The sequence below is a fragment of the Modestobacter sp. DSM 44400 genome, assembly GCF_900107175.1.
Taxonomy (GTDB): domain Bacteria; phylum Actinomycetota; class Actinomycetes; order Mycobacteriales; family Geodermatophilaceae; genus Modestobacter.
This window is the reverse complement of record NZ_FNOZ01000057.1, coordinates 1-20,715: the sequence shown is the minus strand read 5'-3', so window position 1 is coordinate 20,715 and position 20,715 is coordinate 1. Positions and strand designations below refer to the sequence as shown.

General features: G+C 70.4%; 23 protein-coding genes, 2 pseudogenes and 1 riboswitch. Of the genes and pseudogenes, 4 read left to right on the top strand and 21 right to left on the bottom strand.

Going from position 1 to position 20,715, the window contains the following annotated elements; genetic code table 11:
• A pseudogene (locus tag BLW04_RS21840) lies at positions 1-230 on the top strand (IS256 family transposase); the annotation flags it as partial.
• A gap of 153 nt (positions 231-383) precedes the next feature.
• Here the strand turns inward: BLW04_RS21840 and BLW04_RS21835 are convergent.
• From BLW04_RS21835 to BLW04_RS21755, 16 genes are all read right to left on the bottom strand, one after another.
• A complete protein-coding gene (locus tag BLW04_RS21835) occupies positions 384-740 on the bottom strand; it encodes a histone-like nucleoid-structuring protein Lsr2 (RefSeq protein WP_091547379.1) in 357 nt (118 codons plus the stop codon).
• Positions 741-832: 92 nt separating this feature from the next.
• Positions 833-1,870 carry a RelA/SpoT domain-containing protein gene (locus tag BLW04_RS21830; RefSeq protein ID WP_091547377.1) on the bottom strand — a complete coding sequence of 346 codons (1,038 nt, stop codon included), beginning with the start codon at positions 1,868-1,870 and terminating at the stop codon, positions 833-835.
• A gap of 102 nt (positions 1,871-1,972) precedes the next feature.
• Positions 1,973-2,503, bottom strand: a complete 531-nt coding sequence (locus tag BLW04_RS21825; RefSeq protein WP_091547374.1) for a GNAT family N-acetyltransferase — start codon at positions 2,501-2,503, stop codon at positions 1,973-1,975.
• Positions 2,504-2,979: 476 nt separating this feature from the next.
• Entirely contained in the window at positions 2,980-3,198 is a 219-nt protein-coding gene (locus BLW04_RS21815; RefSeq protein ID WP_091547369.1) for a cyclic nucleotide-binding domain-containing protein, read from the bottom strand.
• Between the two features lie 138 nt (positions 3,199-3,336).
• On the bottom strand, positions 3,337-6,669 hold the full coding sequence (locus tag BLW04_RS21810; protein WP_091547367.1) for a LysM peptidoglycan-binding domain-containing protein: 3,333 nt from the start codon (positions 6,667-6,669) through the stop codon (positions 3,337-3,339).
• The gene (locus BLW04_RS21805; RefSeq protein ID WP_254781875.1) at positions 6,666-7,100 is read right to left on the bottom strand and encodes a hypothetical protein; all 435 of its coding nucleotides are present in this window, start codon (positions 7,098-7,100) and stop codon (positions 6,666-6,668) included. Before BLW04_RS21805 ends, BLW04_RS21810 begins: the two co-directional genes overlap by 4 nt.
• Positions 7,097-7,489, bottom strand: a complete 393-nt coding sequence (locus tag BLW04_RS21800) for a pilus assembly protein TadE (protein ID WP_254781874.1) — start codon at positions 7,487-7,489, stop codon at positions 7,097-7,099. The genes BLW04_RS21805 and BLW04_RS21800 overlap by 4 nt, the downstream gene beginning before the upstream one ends.
• 68 nt (positions 7,490-7,557) lie before the next feature.
• Entirely contained in the window at positions 7,558-7,971 is a 414-nt protein-coding gene (locus BLW04_RS21795; RefSeq protein ID WP_254781873.1) for a TadE family protein, read from the bottom strand.
• A 72-nt stretch (positions 7,972-8,043) separates the two neighbouring features.
• Entirely contained in the window at positions 8,044-8,280 is a 237-nt protein-coding gene (locus BLW04_RS21790) for a hypothetical protein (RefSeq protein WP_091547361.1), read from the bottom strand.
• Positions 8,281-8,306: 26 nt separating this feature from the next.
• A complete protein-coding gene (locus BLW04_RS21785; RefSeq protein WP_091547359.1) occupies positions 8,307-9,218 on the bottom strand; it encodes a type II secretion system F family protein in 912 nt (303 codons plus the stop codon).
• Positions 9,215-10,081, bottom strand: a complete 867-nt coding sequence (locus tag BLW04_RS21780; protein ID WP_091547357.1) for a type II secretion system F family protein — start codon at positions 10,079-10,081, stop codon at positions 9,215-9,217. The genes BLW04_RS21785 and BLW04_RS21780 overlap by 4 nt, the downstream gene beginning before the upstream one ends.
• The gene (locus tag BLW04_RS21775) at positions 10,078-11,475 is read right to left on the bottom strand and encodes a CpaF family protein (RefSeq protein ID WP_254781872.1); all 1,398 of its coding nucleotides are present in this window, start codon (positions 11,473-11,475) and stop codon (positions 10,078-10,080) included. Before BLW04_RS21775 ends, BLW04_RS21780 begins: the two co-directional genes overlap by 4 nt.
• Positions 11,476-11,549: 74 nt before the next feature.
• On the bottom strand, positions 11,550-11,852 hold the full coding sequence (locus BLW04_RS28810; protein WP_254781871.1) for a hypothetical protein: 303 nt from the start codon (positions 11,850-11,852) through the stop codon (positions 11,550-11,552).
• 479 nt (positions 11,853-12,331) lie between these two features.
• Positions 12,332-12,898 (bottom strand): SAF domain-containing protein, encoded by a 567-nt coding sequence (locus tag BLW04_RS21765; RefSeq protein WP_254781870.1) that lies wholly within the window; start codon positions 12,896-12,898, stop codon positions 12,332-12,334.
• Between the two features lie 155 nt (positions 12,899-13,053).
• Positions 13,054-13,809 carry a hypothetical protein gene (locus BLW04_RS21760; RefSeq protein ID WP_254781869.1) on the bottom strand — a complete coding sequence of 252 codons (756 nt, stop codon included), beginning with the start codon at positions 13,807-13,809 and terminating at the stop codon, positions 13,054-13,056.
• Between the two features lie 190 nt (positions 13,810-13,999).
• The gene (locus tag BLW04_RS21755) at positions 14,000-14,491 is read right to left on the bottom strand and encodes a hypothetical protein (RefSeq protein ID WP_254781868.1); all 492 of its coding nucleotides are present in this window, start codon (positions 14,489-14,491) and stop codon (positions 14,000-14,002) included.
• A 422-nt stretch (positions 14,492-14,913) separates the two neighbouring features.
• Here BLW04_RS21755 and BLW04_RS21750 point away from each other — a divergent pair, with 422 nt between their 5' ends.
• Positions 14,914-15,513, top strand: a complete 600-nt coding sequence (locus BLW04_RS21750; protein ID WP_254781867.1) for an A24 family peptidase — start codon at positions 14,914-14,916, stop codon at positions 15,511-15,513.
• Positions 15,514-15,779: 266 nt separating this feature from the next.
• On the opposite strand, the gene BLW04_RS21745 is transcribed toward BLW04_RS21750, so the two are convergent.
• The 4 genes from BLW04_RS21745 to BLW04_RS21730 form a co-directional block, all read right to left on the bottom strand.
• Positions 15,780-16,553, bottom strand: coding sequence for a CbtA family protein (locus BLW04_RS21745; protein WP_091547353.1), 774 nt, complete (start codon positions 16,551-16,553; stop codon positions 15,780-15,782).
• Positions 16,544-16,747, bottom strand: coding sequence for a CbtB-domain containing protein (locus tag BLW04_RS21740; protein WP_091547350.1), 204 nt, complete (start codon positions 16,745-16,747; stop codon positions 16,544-16,546). Before BLW04_RS21740 ends, BLW04_RS21745 begins: the two co-directional genes overlap by 10 nt.
• 55 nt (positions 16,748-16,802) lie before the next feature.
• Positions 16,803-16,871: riboswitch (cobalamin riboswitch) on the bottom strand.
• Between the two features lie 80 nt (positions 16,872-16,951).
• A complete protein-coding gene (locus tag BLW04_RS21735; protein WP_091547348.1) occupies positions 16,952-17,656 on the bottom strand; it encodes a (2Fe-2S)-binding protein in 705 nt (234 codons plus the stop codon).
• Positions 17,657-17,721: 65 nt separating this feature from the next.
• On the bottom strand, positions 17,722-18,477 hold the full coding sequence (locus BLW04_RS21730) for an SDR family oxidoreductase (RefSeq protein ID WP_217631180.1): 756 nt from the start codon (positions 18,475-18,477) through the stop codon (positions 17,722-17,724).
• Positions 18,478-18,637: 160 nt separating this feature from the next.
• On the opposite strand from BLW04_RS21730, the gene efeU reads away from it, so the two are divergent.
• Positions 18,638-19,486 (top strand): iron uptake transporter permease EfeU, encoded by an 849-nt coding sequence (efeU, locus tag BLW04_RS21725; RefSeq protein WP_091547344.1) that lies wholly within the window; start codon positions 18,638-18,640, stop codon positions 19,484-19,486.
• A 70-nt stretch (positions 19,487-19,556) separates the two neighbouring features.
• On the top strand, positions 19,557-20,258 hold the full coding sequence (locus BLW04_RS21720) for a cupredoxin domain-containing protein (protein WP_091547341.1): 702 nt from the start codon (positions 19,557-19,559) through the stop codon (positions 20,256-20,258).
• Between the two features lie 164 nt (positions 20,259-20,422).
• Here the strand turns inward: BLW04_RS21720 and BLW04_RS21715 are convergent.
• Positions 20,423-20,715: pseudogene (locus BLW04_RS21715) on the bottom strand (IS256 family transposase); the annotation flags it as partial.

Below are 20,715 nucleotides of genomic sequence, written 5' to 3'. Positions count from 1 at the left end.
TCGAGTCGATGATCTCCATCTGCCGGGATCACGCCGGCAACGTCAAGCGCTGGCGCGACGGGCAGATGGCGCTGCGCTGGTGCGCCGCCGGGATGGTCGAGGCCGGCAAGCAGTTCCGCCGCGTCAACGGCCACCTGCACCTGCCGGCGCTACGCACCGCCCTCGAGCAGGCCACCGCTGCAACTGTCGTACCCGCCGCGCATGATGGGCCCGTCAGCAACGCCGCCTAGTTGATCAACGGGCCGCTACCGAAGTTCCACGGAACTCGGGACATCCTCGGACGGCGCTCATGGTCAGCCGTCGACCACCAAATCGAACGCCAGGTCGAATACCGGCCGGTGTGCTGATCGCTCCGCGGCGGCGGAGTCCGGTCAGCGGGTAGGTCAGTGCGCCGCGTCGTAGGCCTCGACCACGGAGGACGGAATCCGTCCCCGCTCGGATACCTCGTGGCCGTTCTCCCGGGCCCAGGTGCGGATCGCCCCGGTGTCCTTGCGGACCGAAGCCGCGGAGCCGCCAGCGGTCGCGCGGCGGCCCGATGTACCGCCCCGAGTTGTGCTGGTTACCCGGCCGGCGTCGACATAGCGGCGCAGGTCAGCCCGCAGCTGCGCGGCGTTGTCCCCCGACAGGTCGATCTCATAGCTCTGACCGTCCAGCGAGAAAGTCAGGGTTTCCCCGCGGCCTTCATCGAGCACCTCGCCGGTCAGGTCGTCTTCGAGCAAGATCGTTGTCCTTCGAGCCACAGGGCGTTCCTTACTTGTGCGTCGTAGCGGTCGAATACCTCAACCAACCGGAAATGCCAGACCGGTTGGCCGGCCGGTCCGGTACGGATCACTCACAGCGCGCGGTCCGCAATGCGTGATGTCACAAAGTTGGTGAATACTGTCGTGTCGGCGTAGTAGTTCGGATACGCGGCCTGCAGCTGGCCGATGCGGGCGATGTTGACGAGCACGGCGTCCAAGTCGTCGTCGTCGCGGGATTCCAATTCCGTGAGGCGCGCCTCGGCCTCGGCCATCGTCTCGTGAACTGTCACCGTCAGCGCACCCTCCTTTCGTCGGAGCTCTAGGGTCAACGCGTTGCGGCGGTCGTTGGTCGCGTGATCACCGACGATGGCTGCGTAGCCCCGCAGCCGCCCAACGATGCCCAAGTGGCTCTCCAGATCCGTCAGCTCGGCCAACAGGACCCCGGCCGCCTCCTCGGCGCCCGGGACCGAGGACGTGCCCTCCTCTCGCGCCATAAGAGAACTGACGAGGACGAAGAAGCGAATGACCTCGGGCTCCCCCTTCCCGTACTTGAGCTCGCTGCCGGAGAAGAGATCCATGGTCTCGACCGCGGTCGCCCAGGCGTGCTGGAGCTGCGTGCGGATCTGTAGCTCGATCCGCAGACCGTGATACTCCGGCTTCGAGGCGCGGTACTCATAGGCAAGGTGCACCCCCCGGTAGCCGGATTCCTTCGGGCCCGGGTCGCTGTGGAGGTAGTCGTAGACGCGTTTGACACGATTTCTCGCTCGCGGCAGGTCGCTGAGCTCGTTCACAAGCTGGTCGACCTCATCCACCGATTCGAAAACGACTCGACAGCCACCCAGGTCGTGCATGGTGGTGACGCTCATCGTCGGATGGCGGGTGAGCTTGTCGAGGATGGTGGGGAGCCGCTTGAGCCTCTGTGCCACCACTGCGTTCGGCTTCACCAGGAGAGCCTTCTGCCTAACGGTCACCGTCACGGCGTTGAGGGGGAACGCGTGCGCGCTGCGGAAGTTGCTCAGGACCGCCCTTGCCTCTTGGAGCTCGGCAGGCGTGCCATTTCCCTTACCGACGAGCTTGCTCGCGCGGGCGACAGCGCTTTTGGAATGCTCGGGAACGACGCGCACCACCATGAAATAGATTGTAAGTGGAACGGTGGGGTGTCCCGGCAGACGGTCGTTTTCGGGACATGGCTGTAGGCGGCGACGACCGGCCCGCGCTCGCCGGCGCGCCTCCTACGCTGTCCAGACGTACCAGTCCGTGGTGCGCGTCGGGTCCTTCGGGACAGCACGTGTCTCGGTGAACGTGAACCCGAGGCGCCGGAGGATCCTGTGGCTGGCCACGTTCGGTGTCTGCGCGTTGCTGCCGACCCGGTTGAGACCCCACTCCTCCACGGCCCAGCGCATCACCTCGGCCGCCGCCTCGAGCCCGTAGCCCTGGCCCCAGGACAGACGGCCGTACCGGTAGCCGAGGTCTGTTTCGTCCGGGTCGCCGCCGTCGACCGATGACGGGTACAGGCCGCAGGTCCCGAGGACGGTGTCGTCGGAGGTACGGACGACGAGGAGCTCGTCGTCGAGCGATCCCCGCTCGGCCGCTCGCTCGAGGGCGCCATCGAGATCGGCGCGGGTGAAACCGTCGCGGCCCGCTCCGACGTACCGCCAGACCTCGGGATCGTCCCACGCCGTGACGAGACCATCCTTGTACGCCTCGGTCGCAAGCGACCACGGCATGAGCGTCAACCGGGCCGTCGTCAGTGGCATGGGCATCCAGCCAGTCAAACACCGGGGCGACCCTCAGATAAAGGACGTTATCTAAGGACTTGCCGTCCTACTGATCGAGTTCGGGTAGGTCGACCGGGTCGGGTCGTGGAGTGCAGGCGCCGCAGGAGAAGGGGTCCTCGACGGCGAGGGTCCGCGGTCGGCGGTCTGGCCAACCGCGCCAGACGGCGATCGGGTAGGGCCGGGTCGTCAGGTGGTCCCGGCATACTGCTCGCCCGCAGGACCGGCAGCAGCCGCACGCCGGCTGCTGCCAGCAGATCACGGCACTTCTCCGCTGGGAGCCGCGTGGACGGACGTTCGCCGAGTAATCCGCGGGGCCGCAGGCAGCCGGGAGAGTTCCAGGTGAGCGGCCAGCAGTCGACCAAGCGTGCCGGCGTCGATGGAGACGACCTCCCCGGGGTCTCTTCCCGCAAGGTCATCGGTTGGAGGGTCTGAGCCCGCGGGGCGAGGTCGCCGAAGCTTCGTCAGGGGTGCAGAGACGCGAGCACGACCTCGTGGCCGGCGTCGCCGATCTCGACCATGGTGCAGCGGCCACGGCGCAGGAGGTAGAACGCGGTCGCGGGATCTCCCGGCCACCAAGAAACGACCGCGAGTACCACGGCTGCCACGGTGGCGATGGCTCCGCCGACCCCGAACAGGACCAGCCCCCACTCACCGCGGCTCAGCGGCGTCCGTGATCGCACGCTTCACCGGCGTCGCTGCGAGGGTCCCTTTGCGCTGCGTCTGGGCGCGCCCCGATTTTCGCCCAGCCGGACTCGACACCATCTAGGGTCATCGCTGGCTGTGCCGGGAACCGAGCGAGGATTGCACCCGGGACAGCATCAACCCGCTCGATCGGTCCACTGTCGCCTGTACAGAATTTCAGCCGTCCGTGGTGGCAGGTCTTCCTCTACCTCGGCATCGTGGTTCGCCAGGATCCGAGCGACGTAGGCGTCGGCCGCGGCTCGGTTGCCCTGGGCGTCGCAAGCAGCGACCAGATCCAGCAGCGGCACATCCTCAAAGCTTCCCGCTCTCAGCGCCACCTGGGCCGCAGCCGCGGCGAGCCCCGGTTCGCCGGCAGCGAGGTGGTGGGTGGCGACGGTGTGCGCGACGTCGACGATCATCGCGGCGTACTCGTGATCGAGCCGGGAGCTCTCGTCGACAAGCCAGCTATAACCGCCGGCGGCGCCGCGCCGCGGTGCCGGCACGTCGAAGGGGCGGCCGCTCACCAGGTCGAGGGCAGCGCTGAGGTCGGCGATGCCTTCCGCTCTGCGGGCTAGGCCACGGACCCGCAATCGCCGGAACAACTCGGCGTCAATCAGGATGTTGTCTATGCGGTAGCGCCCGGCCGCGGCGGCGGTGAGTCCCGACGGCAGGTAGTCAGCGCCGGTCGCCGGTTCGGTGCCGAGCCACGCTCGGACGACGGAGATGGACTGACGCACCTTGGTCTTGCCGACGACGTCCGGTTCGTCGGGCCAGATCGCGGTGGCGTAGCGCTCGCTGATCACACCGTCGGGTCGAGTCGCCAAGTAGGCGACGATCTCGGTGTAGAACTGCCGTCGCGGATTGCGCTCAGGCAGTGAGCCCTGCGCCCGAACTCGGACCGGGCCGAGCAACGTCAACTTCGGCCGCGGCGACGAGGGATCGGCCCAGTCCGACAGGTCGCCGTCCAAGTCGGGATCGGCCCTCTCGACCTGGCGACGGACACCGTCGTCGGTGGCGGGGGCCAGAGCCCGCAGGTCGAGCTCGGTGGTCGCGGCGTGGTCCAGGTAGGACTGCATAGGCAGCGGCAGGACCGAGTTCGCCGTGCCCGCGGACGGATCGGCCAGACCCGGCGCTGGCTCGCCGTCGGCCACGTCGGCCAGGTCGCGCTCGGATGGCTGCAGCCGCGACGCGTTGGCTACGTCGACTCGAAGCCCGCCGCAGGCGTCCGCGTGCTGATCCCAGGGCTGGTGTCCATGAGCCGCCGGGATGGGGCGGTCCTCGGTGACCGCGGCCAGCGCCAGCATTTGGGCCAGCGAGGTGGCCTCCTCGGCCGAGAGTTGTTGGGCACGTAGCTCGAGGTCCAACGCGGGGATGCGGAGAACGCCGGCGTCGTCGATGCTCAGCTGCCATCGGACGTCGTCGGCTCGGTCGGAGTCGGTGGCCAACACCACTGCCACCGCGCTGCGCGAAGACTGCCGCTTTAGTGCAGTCAGCAGCGGCTCCAGTTCGGCGCTCGTCTCGCCTGCAGCCGGGGCGATGAGCAGGACGTGCGGGGCCCACGCATCGGCCGCGATGTCGTGCAGCCGACCCGCGAGCACATCGGTGTCGGCGAACCGCATGGCCCCGGTCACCGACTCCAGCTGGCCAGTGGCCGCTGCGATCGCCTTGTCGACGTCCTCGCTGTAAGTCAACCGGTCGGGATTTATTTGCGCCAGCTCCTCCCCGAACCCGACCAAGGTCACCTGAAGCATCTCCGACCAGGTGTTGTGGGCGAGTTCAGCGGCCAGGAACCGAAGGAGGTCCAGGCTGCGATCGACGTCACCGGTCAAGGACGTGGCCGCGATCCGTTCCAGGTCGAGCAGCCAGTGCTCCCCCTCAGCCGTGGAGCCCACCGAGGCGAGCGTGGGGAACGGAGCGAAGAAATGGGCGCGCCGGCGCTCGTCGTAGGTCAGCGGGTCACCCCGCCGGATGGACCAGCGGGTGCCCGCCTCATTGACCGTCCACGGCTCCGGAGCGTGCGGCGCCGGACCGGTGAGCACGAGGGTCAGGACGTCGTCCGTCATGCACGCGGCGAGCACGTCGGGCAGCCGGGCACCCTCGACCTTCGCCAGGACCTGCACCAGGCTGCGCAACGCCTGGTCCAGCCAGGTGACGTCCGCGCTGCCTACCGACTGCAGTGCCCGCTCAACGTGCAGGAGCTCTGATGGCGTGGGGCTGATCAGTCGACCGGGACGCCGCTGCCGGAGCTGCCGTCGCCGGTAGCGCATCAACGCCATCAGTGAGATCCCGGCCAGCAGGACGCCACCGCCCGTGTAGGCGACCATCGGCACGTCGGACGTGGCCGCCGTCGGAGCTCCGACTTGGGTGGGTGATGGTCCGGCGCTCGGTGCGGTACTGCCGGGAGACGTCGGGGCCGTGGTGGCCGGCGCCGGCGACGCCGTGGTCGACTCGCTGGGGTCCGATCCGGTCGGTTCGGACGGCGTCGGTGCGGGATCCGGCCCCGGCACGGTCGGTTGCGGTGTCGAGGGCACGGGGTCGGGCGCCGGCCCGCCGTCCGATGTCGGGATGCTCAGTGCCCATCCCGGTTGGATCAGCGAGGGATCGGTGAAGACTTCTCCTCCCGGTTCGGTCCTTCCCCGGTTGGCCTCCCAGGCTTGCCGCCAGTTCTGTCCGTCTCCGGTCACTTCCTCCGCGATGCCCCATAGGGTGTCCCCCGGCTCGACGGTGACCTCTTCGACCGCGGAAGGTGCGGCGGGTCCTGGGCTGGCTCCGGCGGGCGTCAGCCCCGTTGCGTCCGACGGCAGGACCAGCACCGTGCCGGCGACAATTTTGTTGTCCGCACCGATGGCGGTCGGGTTCAGCTTGACGATTTCCGGATAGCGCAGCGGATTCCCGAGGTAGCGCTCGGCCAACGCCCAGAGAGTGTCGCGCCGGCGGACCTCGTACGTGTTCGACGGCAGAGGCACCGACTCCTCATGCGCTGAAGAGTCGGGCACCGTCTGGATGCCGGGTGCGCCGAGGTGTGGCCCCGCCGTCTCGGACAGGACGCCGGGGAGGGCCGCGATCGGTAAGGGCGGGTGGGTGGCCGCGGTGCCGGACACGGAGGTGCCCGCGACGGCCGGGGCAACCGTCATCCCGACCACGACCGCAGCGAGCAGTGCGGCCGCGGCCTGCTGGAAGATCCCCAGCCCCGGAAGCGCGGTCGCGGGCCGTGCCCGGATCAGGGCGACGACCTCCGCCACCGTCGAGGCGGTAAAGAGCGCCCAGCACACCCAGGCCCCTGCGGCGAGGACGACCTGGACCAGCTGTCCGTCGTCCCGGGCCTTCAACATTGCGCCGACCTCGTCGAGGGACGGCAGCCCGTGCGGCACCAGGTGCAGAGCGGTGAGCAGCACCGGCACGCCCGCGCTGACGGCGACGAGCACGGTCAGCGCACCTGCTGCCCTGAGCAGCCGGACGGCGGAGGTCACGAGACTCCCTCCCCCGAGGTGACGCCGACCTGCAGCTGCGCGGTGTGCGTGCGGGTCTGGCTGACCGAGATCCCGAGCAGCGGGGTGGAGGCGGAGACGGTGACGCTCACCTGGACGAGTCCATGCCCGAGCACGTTGACCGCTCCGATTGCCCCGGCCTCTTCCAGGTAGGTGCGGGCCGCAGTCGTCGCCAACTGGACGTCCGCGGGACCACCGGTGGGCACCGGGCCGACCGCGATGCTCGCTGCCCGCGCAGCTTCCGCCGAGTAGGTGTCGGCGCGGTTGGCGGCCTGGATGGCGGTGCCGGTGTCGACAAGCGCGGTCACCAGGATGCCGGCGATCAGCACGATGAAGCAGAACAGCACAGCCACCGACCCCTGCTCCTGCTCGTTCCCCCGCAGTGGGGTGCGCCCCTGCAAGACACGGGTCACGAGAGATCCCGCGCCGGGTCGAGCGGACTGGTGGCCGTGTCACGAAGGGTCCGTGAGCCCGGCAGTCCGGCGACGCCGATGTCCGACAGTTCAACGGTGCACGTCACCGCCACGGTGACCGACGCGAAACTGCCCGGGGCGTTGTTGAACCCCGAGGCGTCCACGGTCACCTGGACGTCGGAACAGTGCAGGTCCCGACTGGCCAGCGCGCTGGTGGCACTGGCTGTGGCCACCTGCTGGGCCGCAATGCTGGACCGGGCAAGCGACGCGTCCCGCGCGGCGATCCCGGCGACGCCGCTGATGCTCCCGCCGGCCAGCGCGATGCGGGCACCGATCACCAGCATCGCCAACACGAGGATGCCGACGGGCAGCAGGATGGCCAGCTCCACCGACTCGGAGCCACGGTCGTCTACGCGGCGATGACCACGACGAAGGCGGGCCGACTGCCTGCGGTGAGTCATGGCGAGTCCGGCGTGGTGAAGCGTTCCCTGCCTCGCACCACCGTCACCTCGACAGTCGGACTGAAGCCCGGCAGCGGGATCACGTTGGGCACGTCCGCGCTGACGTGCACCGACACGGTGGTACCCGTTGTCTGCTCGCTCACCGAGTAGCGGGTGATGGCTCCGGTCCCGAGCCGGGCCAGATAGTCGTCCGCCGCTTCCTGACCCACTCCCCCGGGCGCCTCGAGCACGCTGCCGGCTCGCGCGCCGGCTTGGGCTGCAGCATCGGCTGCCTCGCGGGCGAAGTACCACAGCGCCAACTGCGGACCGGCGAACAGCAGAGCGACGATGACAGGAAACAAGATCGCAAACTCGAGGCTCGACGAGCCGCGCTCCCCACCGTCGCGCGAGCCGCGGGTGCTGGGGCGCAACGAAGAACCGCACGGCGGTGCTGCCGTCCGCTTCCGAGTGCGTGACACAGGCATGGGCCCTGGCGGTCCCGTCTACTGGAACAGCGCCGTCTTGCTGGACACGAACGCCACCGCTGCCGCAGTGACTGCACCCCCGAGGGCGATGGCCAGGATCACCATGAACGCCTTCTCCGAGGAGTCCGAACCCCGATCATCGGTGACGTCGTCCGCACGCAGCCAACTGAGAACGGAAACGGCCGTGGCGTACAGCGTGACGGACAGGATGCCGACCACCCGCGGGCTTCGGTCACGGATCGGGGACTGGAACATGGAGAGCCTTTCGGTAGACGGTGCAGTCAGGACGTGACGGCGAACATGCGGAGCAGGAAGGGAACGAGCACGAAAAAGGTCAGTCCGGTGACCAGCAGCGCCAGCGGGCGCGACATCCGCTCGCTGATCTCGTTGGCCTGGCTCCGGGCGTCGGACAACTCGGTGTGTCGCAGGGTGCGGGCGCTGGCCAGCAGCGTGTTGTAGACCGACGCCCCGTCAGCGGCGACCGCTGCGATGTCGGCGAGGCTGCGCAGCTCGGCAACATCGATGTCGTCGCCGAGGTCGCGCAGGTCGGTCCACGGTTTGCGACCGGACAGCGCCGCGCGTCGGATGGCGCGGTGCATGCGGACGAAGGGCACGCTGCCCGATACCTCCGCTGCCTCTTCGAGGGCCTGCTCGACCGAGCCTCGCGCTCGACGTTCACCGGCCACCAGGGTGAGGAACGACTCGAGGTTGCTGCGGAACTCGGCTCGTGCGTGCCTGGCCGCTTCTCTCGCCTCGGCCGAGGGCAGCAGCCACCCGACGGCGGCGAGGGCCACGCTCAAGACGCCGGGGAGGACGAAGGGCAGCGGGACGTCGAGCAGCGCGAGCACCAGCCCGAACAGCGCGGGAGCGAGAAGCCCGGTCAGGGACAGAGTGAGCTTCCGCGCGGCCAGCTGAGTGCGGGTCCGCCCGATGATGTTCAGGTCAGCCTCGGAGACGCCGAGGTGTTCGTCAACGGTGCGGGCCAGCGAGGGTGGCAACCAGTCCCACTGGCTCGCCGCCGGGGTCAACGGGGTCGATGCCGGCGTGGGCGCGGCTTGGACGGTCGGGCTCGCCGAGAGCTGCTCGAGCGCGGCGGACAGCGACGGCGGGGCGGGACGTGACGCGCGGACGGCGAAGACCAGACCGAGTGCCACGAGCATGCCGGCCAGGGTGGCCGCCTGTAACCCGGTCACCGGTTCACCGTGGCCAGTCCGGGGTCGATGAGCACGCGCGGTGGCGTCGGCGGTTCGGACAGGCGACGCATCCACCGCAGCGCCGTCCCGAAGATCACGAAGTCCAGCAGCAGCGCCACCTGCCCGACGGCCGTCGAGTAGCCCGACAGGAATGTCCGGGCGAAGAGCACCATGCCGATGACCAGGACCAGCGTGGACACCACGATGGTGCGCATGTTCGCCCGCGGTTTGGCCCGTTCGGCCTCCACCTCACGGACCATCCGGGACCGTTCGTCGAGGTCGGCGGCGAGCGCGGTGAGGACCTCGGCCAGACCGGGACCGCCGTTGCGCTCCCGCAGTATGAGCACCATGGCGATCTTGTCGGCGGCGGGGTCGTCCACCTCGCGGGCGAACTGACGCAACGCCGGCTCTACGCCTTGCGGTCCCATCCGCGTCACGAGGTTGGTGACAGCCGGAGTGATAGTTGCCGGCGCGGAGCTCAGCGAGCGGCGCAGCGCGTCCCGGGTCGAGCCGGCGGCGCCGGAGCTGATCAGGTCGGCCAGCCGTCGTGTCCAATCCGCCAACGCCTCCGAGGTGGCGATCATCTGCTGGGACGCCTTGCCGCCGCCGAGCACCGTGGGGATGAACACGACACCGCCGGCAGCGGCGAGCGCGGCGACAGGCCAGCCGGTGATCAGCAGAATCAGCACCCCGGCGGCCAGGGCGCCGAGATGCAGCCGGGTGGGCCGCCAACGAAAGGATGGCCGCGCCGATGGGGAGGCGGCGGGCAGGACGCTGACACCTCGGACCGCCGCGGCGGCGGCGACCAGGCCGGCCGAGATGAGCAACCCGCCCAGAATCAGCAGCAGCGTTCCGGCCGTCACGACGCCCGCTCCTTGTGGCGAAGGCTGCTGGGCCAGTCTGATGCGTCCGGGTGCAGCCAGTTCGGGTCGAAGCCGACCGCGCTCAGCCGCTCTGCCAGGCACTCGCTGAGCATTCCTGGCCCGGTGGCCTGAGCACGCCCGTCGCCAGGACGCGGCGCAAAGATCGGCTTCAGGTCCGGTCGACCGGAGTCACCGATCGCGCCCAGCTCGTAGATGCCGGAGACGAACCGGGAGAACCCACGGTTGCGATGCACGTGTACGACCAGGCCGAGGGCGGCCAGCGAGCGCAAGACCAGTTCCGGCGACGGAGTGGGATTGGCCTTCAGCGCATTGATGAGCACCTTGTCGAAGACGCCTTCCGCCGACGGCGAGTGGATGGTGCACATCACCGAGGCGATGCCACTGGTCGCGGCCTCGAGGAGTGAGGTGACGTAGGCGCCGCGGACCTCGCCCACCAGCACCCAGGTCGGGGACGCCCGCAGCGCCAGGTGCAGCGCATCCCCCATGTCGAAGCCACCGCGGCCCTCGGCGTTGGGCAGCCGCGATTCGAACGGCCGGCACACGGCGTGCCGCTTGACCAGTTGCTGTCGGTCGGGATCCCAGCGGGGCAGGTGAAGGCCGAGCTCTCGCTCGTCCTCCACCGTGATGACGACGTTGTTCCACGGAATCGCATTGCCCAGGGCCCGCAGCAGCGTGGTCTTGCCGACGCCCGGCGCACCGGTGACCAGTGGGGACACCCCTGCTTCGACCGCTGCGTGCAGGAAGGCCCGCACCGGGGAGTCGACCATCCTCAACCGGTGCAGATCGTCCAGGCTCGGATCGCTGAACCGGTGCACGCGGATCACCCCGGCCGGGCGCGGCAGCACGTCCATCGCCGCCTGGAGCCGGGCGCCCAACTCGGTGACTCCTTGCAGCCGCACGTTGAGGATGGGACTGGCCGAGGAGAACTCCCGGCTGGTCTGCCCGCCGTCCGAGCGTGACCCGATGGAACGCAGCAGCTGCTCGAGTTCTTCGTCGCTGGATGCGATCGGTGGCCCGGGCACCAGCTGTCCGTCGACCCTGCGCAGCATGGTCGGGTCGCACCCCTCGAAGTGGATGTCCTCCACGTCGGTGCGAGAGAGCAACGGCGCCAGCCGCCCCAGCCCGTCGAGGTCCGCCAGGACGGCGGCGAAGATGCTGTCCTCGGTGGTCACCGCCGGGGCCGTCCGCCCCCGGTGTGCCTCGTGCAGCAGCCACTGGTCGTACTCGTCGCGGATCAGCTGCTTGGTCAGCTCCCGTCGTGGACCCGCTGTGTAGTTCCTGTCCTCCGCTGTCAGCCGCGTCGACACCCTGTCGCGGAGTTCGGCCACGACGCGGTACTCGGCATCGGTGAGCGCCAGGGCCTCGACCGTCACGTCGGACGCTGACTCGGGTCCCTGAAGTTCCTGCGTCAATGCTGACGGCCACGGCGCCCGTGTGTCCAGGGGAGTCAACCGGCCACCGCCTCGGCAGCGGCAACATGCTCCGTGGAGGCGACCAGCTGGACAGCCAAGGACGTCGCCGCACGCAACAGCGCTGAACGCCGCATGGTCTTGAGGCTCGCCGTGCCCGCGTCGGACAGGACCGCTGCTGCGGTCCGGTCGTCGGGCAGCACCCCGGCGAGAGGCAGCTGCAGGGCCTTGGCCACCTCGCCTGCGGAGTAGGGGCCGTCCCCGACGACCAGCGCGGACACCGTCGACAGATCACCGAGCTGCTGACGCAACCGTTGGCTGGCGTCCTGTGCCGCATGCACCGACCGCACGCTGCGGCGCACTGCCACCAGGACCCGATCCGCGGCAGCACCGGCCAGCAACCTCGATCAGCGACCAGGCGCCCGGCGTCCACCAGGATGTCTCGCCCGAGGGGAGCTGCGGACCGTGCGAGGGCCACCGCGAGCCGCTCCCAGACCTCGGTGCTGAACGAGCTGCCCTGCGTAGCCGTCGCGAAGCCGGGGATCAACAACACCTGCGGTTGCTCAGGAACCTGCACCGCGTGCTCGGTGAGAAGCATGGCGGCCGCCGTCTCCGACAGGTCATGGCGGGCGGCGGTCGACCAGGACAGCAAGCCGCGGTCGACGCTGACCCGGCCGGCCAGCATCCCGGGAGCCATGTCCCCGCCGGCCGGATCGCAGTCGACGACCAGCAACGGCCTGGGCCAGGACAGGGCCAGCGCCCAGGTCGACGTGGTCACGCCGGGTGCTGCCTTGCCGGAGGTGAGCGCGATGAGCATCGATCACCCACCCGCCGGCAGAAGGATCAAGGCCAGGTTTCCGGTCGAGGCGAGCTGGGCCACCGTCGCCCCGTCGTCTTCACGGAGCCGCACGTCGACCACCGTCACCTGGGTGGTCGGGTTTGCCTCCCCCACTTCGGCGACGGTCGCCTCGGTCGGCCTCTCGGTCCTTTCCGCTGTCCCGGTTGCACTGGTGGAGCCAGTGGCGCCGGGCGTCGGCACGATCAGGACCTGCTGTCCAGGAGTCAGCCCCCGTGCCGGGAACTGACCCTCCTTCAACGGCAGGGCTACCAGCAGCTCTCCCGCCGTGAGCCCACTGCCCGTGCCAACCTGGGCACGCGTCAACAGCCCGCCTCGAACCAGCGGGACCTGCGCGACCATCCCGACGATCTGGGGCTGCTGTGACGCCGGGATCGGCGACAGGTTCGGGTCCGAGGTGACGTTCGCGGTGGTCAGGTCGTCCGCTGTGATCGTCGACCCCACTTGCACGTCCTGGGCGACCGCCAGCACCGCGGTCTGGGCGGTGAGCATCCGGCCGGCAGCAAAGGCGATGAGGCCGCCGAGCAACACGGTCAGCACGCTGAGAGCCAACGACTTGCGGCTGACGCGTCGTCTCGCCGCTGCGCTGGGCAACGGAGGAGCCGACGATGGCGCGGCCGCGTCCGGCGGCGGCGTCGGCGCCGGGAAGCGACCAGCTTGCTTCACCGCCTCATCGACCCACCCCGTCACCGGGTGACCACCGCCTGGACTTCAGCGACAGCGAAAGTCGCGTTCGACGTCGTGGTCAGCTGGGGCAGCGTGCCGCTGGCTCCCGTCGACGACGTCCATGCGACGGACCACTGGATGCCGTACACGGCCGTCACCTCACGGTCGGGCTGGTGGATCGAGGAGTGCGGATACTGGTAGTCGCACCCCGCCGGGGACTGCGCCCAGACGCCGTCCGTCCGCTGCCAGGCCACGCCTGGGCCCGGGCAGGACACAGCGGCTGCCCCGTCGCCGGGCGTGAAAGACAGGGATGTCGGCTCGACCGTCACCCGCGACCACACGCCGCCGGCATCCGCTCGGGCGGTCATCGCCTTGAAGGAGTCAGGGTCGGTCCAGAACCACGTGTACGCCTTGACCACTGTGAAGGCCTGACCGTCCTGAAGGGTCCCGGCTGGATACCGCCCGGTCGTCGGCGTGGGGATCGTCAGGGTTCGCAACGCCTGCTCGGCGAGCACCGCGGGGTCCACGGCGGACGGACCGGCCGGTGCGGTCGCGGACCAGAACGAGAATCCGCTCGTGCCGGGGAGGGTGTGGCCACCCGAGTAGAAGGTGCACAGGTAGATGGCGCCGTCCGTGTGTCCACCCCAGACGGGTGAGTCCTTGGCAGGCTGCTCGGGCAGAGCCTGGGCGTAGCACTGCATGCTCTGCACCCACCACGCTTCGCCGTACTGGCAGGGGACGACGGCGCCGGAGGGGTCGAGCGTGCAGCGGGCCACCGACGGGCTCTGTCGGGCCCTGCCGCGGCCGGCTCTGTTGACGGCTCCGTACTGGATCCGGCCGATTCGGCCCTCACGACGCAGATGCCGTGCGAGTCGTACTGCTGGCACGTGACCGGGTCGGCTGAGGCAACCGCTGGGGAGACGGAGAAGACGCCGACGCCGAGCAGCGCGCTGACCAGAACGAGCGCTAACCGTCGCATGACTGCGCCTGAGCGTTGGGAGCTGCGCTGACCCGCCACGAAGTCGCGTCGGGGTAGTTGGTGTTCACCACAGTCAGCCGTTGGACGAGGTACCTCGGGCGGTCAGGTGGAACGACCGACGTCCCGCTCTGGTCAATCGCCTGCACCTGGCTCACGTCGACGCAGGCGGTGACGACGACGTTGGGGAGCACCGGCGACGGAGAGGCGGCCGGATCGTTCGTGAGGTCGACGCTGCTGGCGGACGTCGTCACCAACTGCGACCGCCCGACCTGGCGGTACCCCTGGGCACGAAATGTCTCGATCGCCGTGGCCTCGGCGGTCGCCTCCGGAGCGACCGCGACGTCGTAGATGTCGTCGAGGGAACGCGAGGGCTCCAGGTAGAGGTCGTCGATCGTTCGGAGATAGGTGGGGATAAGACCGACCGCCTGCACCTTCGCCCCCTCCGCCGGATCCGTGCTGCTCTCCGTCGCGCTCGACAAGGACGCGCTCGACGTCGCTGGAGGTGACGAAGCAATCGGACTACTGGAGGTGCTCGAGCACGCAGCGAGGCCCAGTCCGACAACGACGGCGAATGCTGCCGCCGCCGGTCGTGTCGCCGTCACGTCTGAGCACCTCCCTTTGCGTGGCTTCGGGTTAGCGAGATTGCCTGTTCCGTTACGCATCGCGAACGGTCTCGCCACCGAGTCACCCGATCGAGCGACACCGGATGGGCAGGATCTCGCTTCTCGTCCGGTCTGGTGTATCGCACTGCTGTGCCACGCAGCGGTTTTCCACAGCCTCGAGTTCTTGCGCACTCGCCGATCAGGAGGCCGTGCGGCGAGCGACTGAGCGCTGCTGCCTGCCGAAAGGCCGTCACCGACGGATGACCATCACTTGGCTGGGCGCCACGGTTGCGGGGGCATTGTTCGGTGGGCTGGTCGCTCCCGCGCTGACCACGCGGGGCCTGCTGCAGCTGAAGCGGGTGGGCTTGCGCAGCAAGAACTTGCTGCTGATCGGCGCCATCGGCGGCGCGGCTGCCGGAGCCGCGACGGTGCTGGCAGCCCTGCGCTTGGACATCTGGGCGTTGGCACCGGCTCTACTGCTCTGGGGAGCCGGGCTCGTCGCGGCGGCCTGCTGTGATGCGGTGACTCAGCGGGTTCCAACATCACTCGTCCGGCAGGCTGGCGTCGTTACCTTCGTGCTCCTGACCAGCGGACTGGCCCTGTACGGAGACTGGCGTGGCTTGCTGGTCAGCATGGTGGCCCCAGTGGCGTCAGGGCTGACCTTGCTGCTGTGCTGGCGGTTCGCAGGCGCGGGCTTCGGTGATGTCCGCCTGGCGGCGCTGGGCGGACTCGGCCTCGGCCACTCCACTCATCGCGGCCTACTGTTGGGTCTCGCCGCGTTCATCTTGATCGTCGTGGCGCAGGCCATGGTCACCGTGGTACGTGGCGGGGACCGCCGGACGATGATCCCTTACGGGCCGGCTCTCGCCGTCGGCTTTCTACTCGCGGCCGCTCTCTGACATCCGGTCGGCAGTCGGCAATGCCGACTGAAACTTCAGCACAGCAGCAAGGCACCGAGCCGCAGGACCAGTCCCCGACGCAGCCACCAGGCCGCCTGCTCGGCCGCTGGCTCGCCGACCTCAACCGGCAGATCGCCGACCTGCTCGAGCTCCGCGCCACCGTGGCCCGGCTGCACGACGGTGCCACCGACGTCCAGCCGGACAGCTGCGACCCCCGCCGAGGTCTGCCGTTACGTGTAGCCGCCCCACGCCTGCCAGGGCATCGCTCAGCCGCGGGCCGGGCTGGCGGTCAACCGGTCGACGAACCAGCCGCCGGCCAGGCCGAGTGTGGCCCAGAGGATGGCGAGCTGGCCGAGGGAGGCGAGCCGGAAGTTCCAGACCACGTCCGCGGGGACGTCGGCGGGGATGGTGTCCGGGGTGCCCGGCAGCACCAGCAGCAGCACCGCCAGCAGGGCGACGCCGACCGCGGTGCCGGCCGCGGCCACGGCTGTGTGGTCGGTGCCCCGGCGTCGCAGCGCACCGACCACGGCGGCGACCAGCGCCGCGATGACGATGCCGCCGGCGAGCACCGCTCCGTAGATCGCGGTCCGGGTCCCGATCGTGTCGGGGTCCCCGACGGCCGGCGGGTTGGCCGGGATCGCGACCGCTGGGAGCAGGGCGATGACCGCGAAACCAATCACGGTCAGCACGATCAGTCGGCTGCCGTCCGTGCGGCCGGGCAGCCGGTGGCGCAGCGCGGCGTAGACAGCGGCCAGGACGATGGCCAGCCCGACCGCGGCCACGAGAGCTCCGACGAAGCCGCCGACGAGCTGGGTGGTCCGGCTGAACATCTCCCCGGAGTCCTCCACGGTGCCGGTGCCGCGCGCCTCCTCCAGCGCGAGCGCCGGGCTGATGGCCCGCTCGGTGACGAGCAGCTGCCAGATGCCGGACAGCACGCCGGCGACCACACCACCCAGCAGCAGCCGACCCAGCAGCGCGGGAAATGGCGGCGCCGTTGCCGTGCCGCCGAGCCGGTCGACGGTGCGGTGCGTCAGTGGCACGGCACGCCCAGGGCGTGCCGTGCGTCGTGGAACAGCTCGTGAGCCACGCCGCCGGCCTGGGCCAGCACCGCGCCGTTGTCCTGGGCGAGCAGGTAGAGCGCGAACAGCGCGAGCAGGGCGAGGGCCCATGCCCAAGCCGGGACGGCGACGCGGGGGACGGCGACACGGGGGTGGGCGTACGGGGATGAGGTCATGACGGTAGTTCCCTTCTTCCATGCCTCGTGGAGGTGGAGCAGCGGTGCTGCAGCCGGTGTCTGGCTCCCGGGCAGCGCCCCGGTGACAGTGGCGAGGACCGCGCCGGAATCGCACCGGCTTCCCTGCACTGCAGCGGGGCGGACGCTACGGGCATCCCGACCTGAGGCCAAGTGCACGTCGGCGCGGCGCATCCCCACAGGCGCTCAGCCCTGGGCGAGCACGCAGTCCCCGCACGTCCCCGCGCCGGGCAGCCGGTAAAACAGGCAGCAGGAGCGCCGCACGAACGATCCGCCGGGCCGCCGTCCACCAGTGCCGGCGAGCGGCCCGGTGACCAGCAGGGCATCGAGAACGGCGACGGAGCGGTCGGTCAGGTCCGGGCGTCTGGCCACCGCGACGGCCAGCGCCCCGGCGACCGCGGACGTCACGTTGCCCGCCAGCACCCGTCCGGACACCCGGGCCGTCGCCGCGACGAGTGTCGTCCACGGCGCGACCAGGGGCGTGAGCCAGTGCCGGGCCAGCTGATCAGCCACCGCGGCCGGGCTGTCGACCTCGACCCCGGTGACATCGGTCAGTGCCATCGGCAGCGGGTTTGCGCCGGCGAGCCGGACGTGGACGCCGTCGGGGGCCACGACCGGGAGCACCCCGCCGGCCAGGGCCGCACCGAGGGCCGGGGCCAGCAGACGGGCAACCAGACCCAAGTGGACCAGCGACGCCACCACCCGCTCCTCGGGCACCGCGACGACCGACAGCGTCATGGTCACCTCGGCGGCCCGGCTGGTGAACGCGGCCCGGTCTGCCAACAGGTCGGCCCAGCTGACCCACTGCCGTCCCGGGGTCGGCTCCAGCGCGCAGAACGGGCTCAGGACGGCGCCGGCCTGCAACGCGGAACGCAGCCGGTCGCCGTCCACGAGCCGGGCGGGATCGCCGCGCCGGGCGGGGTGGGGCGCGTCCCAGCCGTGCTCGGCGCCGCCCGTCAGGGCCAGCCCTGCTCGAGCAGTGGCGTCACGGTGACCTCGTTGAGCACCACGTCCGGAGGAGCGGTGGCGATCCAGGTGATCAGCTGGGCCACCTGGTCCGGCGCCAGCGCGTCGGCGGGCACGGTCGGTGCGGCGCCGTCCCGTCTGTCCTCGGGAGACCAGACGCCCCAGCTGGTGTCCATCGCCCCGGGATAGAGAACGCAGGCCCGGATGCGGAGCCGCTTGCCCTCCGCGGCGAGGGCCTGCGTCAGGCCGGTCAACCCGAACTTGGCCGCGCAGTAGGCCGAGGCATTCGCCCAGCCCCGCCGGCCGGCGACTGAGGACACGTTCACGATCGTCCCGCCACCTCGCTCGCTCATGTCCGGCCACACCGCCTTGGCCAGCAGGAACGACGCCCGCAGGTTCACGTCCAGCACGCGGTCCCAGCCGGCGACGTCCAGTTCAGTCACCGGCCCCGGGACATCGGTGCCGGCCGCGTTGACCAGCAGACGTACGGGCCCGAGCTCGGCGCGCACCTGGCCGACCGCCCGCTCGATCCCCTCGGCGTCGGCCAGGTCCACCACGGCCGCGCTCGCCCGCACCCCGGAGGCGCGGACCTCCTCGGCCGCCTGTTCCAGCTCGGCCGAGCCGCGGGCCAGCACCGCGACGTCCGCGCCGGCCGCGGCCAGTGCGAGCGCCGTCGCCCGGCCGAGACCGCTGCTGCCCCCGGTCACCAGCGCGGTCGTCCCACGCAGCTCCTGCGACCCGCTCATCCTTCGCCCCATCCTCGCTGTTCGGCTCGCTGCGACAGCCTGCCCGGCGACGGCTCGTCCCGCTCGAGCGGGCGCGGGACCGGGCGCCATCGGGCCCACACTTGAGTCCGCGAATGAGGTGAGGCTAACCTCTGCCTCACCCGACCGAGGAGCTCCCACCGTGTTCGCGAACTACCTGATCGGCCTGCGCGAGGGGCTGGAGGCCGCACTGGTCGTCAGCATCCTGGTGGCCTACCTCGTCAAGTCCGACCGGCGGGACCGGCTCGGGCCGGTGTGGCTGGGCGTGGCCGGGGCCGTGGCCCTCAGCCTCGTCTTCGGCGCCCTGCTCACCTTCACCTCCAGCCAGCTCAGTTTCCGCGCGCAGGAGGCCTTCGGTGGCACGTTGTCGATCATCGCGGTCGGCTTCGTGACCTGGATGGTCTTCTGGATGCGGCGCACGGCGCGCTCGCTGTCGGCCGAGCTCCGGGGCCGGATGGAGGCCGCGCTGGCCATGGGCACCGGCGCCCTCGTGCTGACCGCCTTCCTCGCCGTCGGCCGGGAAGGGCTGGAGACGGCGCTGTTCATCTGGTCGGCCGTGCAGGCCACCGGGCAGAACAGCCAGCCCGTCGTCGGGGCGGCACTGGGACTGGTCACCGCGGTGATCCTCGGCTACCTGTTCTACCGAGGCGCGCTGCGGATCAACCTGGCCAAGTTCTTCCGCTGGACCGGCGCCGTGCTGATCGTCGTCGCCGCCGGGGTGCTGTCCTACGGCGTCCACGACCTGCAGGAGGCGGCGATCCTGCCCGGCCTGGGCAGCCTGGCCTTCGACGTCTCCGGCGCCGTCCCGCCGGACAGCTGGTACGGCACCCTGCTGCGCGGCACGGTCAACTTCACCCCGGCCACCACCTGGCTGCAGGCGATCGCCTGGCTGGCCTACATCGTGCCGGTCTTCGTCCTGTTCCTCCGTCCGGTGCAGCGCCCCGCCCCAGCTCCCGCGCCGGCACCGGCGACGGCGTCATCCGCTCGCTGAGCGCCCTTCCCTCGTCCGCCAGGGCCCGGCACACCGGGTCCTGCACCTCGTTCTGAAACGGAGTACTCCCATGGCGATCCGCCGCGCCCTCGTCCTGCTGGTGGGGGCCTCGCCCCTGCTGCTCACCGCCTGCGGTCAGGAGCCGGACGCCGCCGCGTCCGAGACCGCCGTCGCCGTCACCGCCTCCGACGACAGCTGCCAACTGGACCGCACCGACCTGGCCGCCGGAGACGTCACCTTCGCGGTCACCAACGAGGGGTCGTCGGTCACCGAGGTCTACGTCTACGGCGAGGACGACGGCGAGTTCACCCGGGTCGTCAGCGAGGTCGAGAACATCGGCCCCGCCACCTCCCAGGACCTGCATGCCTCCCTGCCCGCGGGCACCTACGAGGTGGCGTGCAAGCCCGGCCAGACCGGTGACGGCATCCGTACGACGGTCACCGTCACCGGCGAGGACACCGGGTCGGCCGACAGCGCCGAAGAGGAGGGCTACGACCGGGCAATCGAGCTCGCCACCGACGGCACCGCGATCACCGGCCTCAGCGGCGGCGCCGAGGAGGGCGAGGCGATCGAGTTCAAGCTGACCAACAACGCCGCCGAGGATCGGGTGCTGGAGCTGAAGGATCCCACCGGCGCGGTTGCCGGCGAGGTGGAGGTCGAGCCCGGCACTACCGGGGAGATCATCATCGAGCTCGACGCCTCAGGGACATGGCAGGTCATCGTCGAGGGCGACGGCGCCGAGGACCTCGTTAGCGAGCTGCCGGTCAGCTGAGCCCGCGGCTCCTGACCGACCCTCGCCGTGCGGTTCCGCCGGCGTCACCAAGGCAGGCGGTTAGAGCGTGTCTGCCAAAGATTGGCGGGTTGGTGGGCGACGCTGGACGAATGTTGGAGGATGTCCCGAGTTCCGTGGAACTTCGGTAGCGGCCCGTTGATCAACTAGGCGGCGTTGCTGACGGGCCCATCATGCGCGGCGGGTACGACAGTTGCAGCGGTGGCCTGCTCGAGGGCGGTGCGTAGCGCCGGCAGGTGCAGGTGGCCGTTGACGCGGCGGCATTGCTTGCCTGCCTCGATCATCCCGGCGGCGCACCAGCGCAGCGCCATCTGCCCGTCGCGCCAGCGCTTGACGTTGGTCGAGTGCTGGCGGCAGATGGAGATCATCGACTCGATCATGTTCGTGGAGCGCATCGATCGGGCCAGTGTGGGCGGTAGGTCCAGGCGCAGCACGGTCA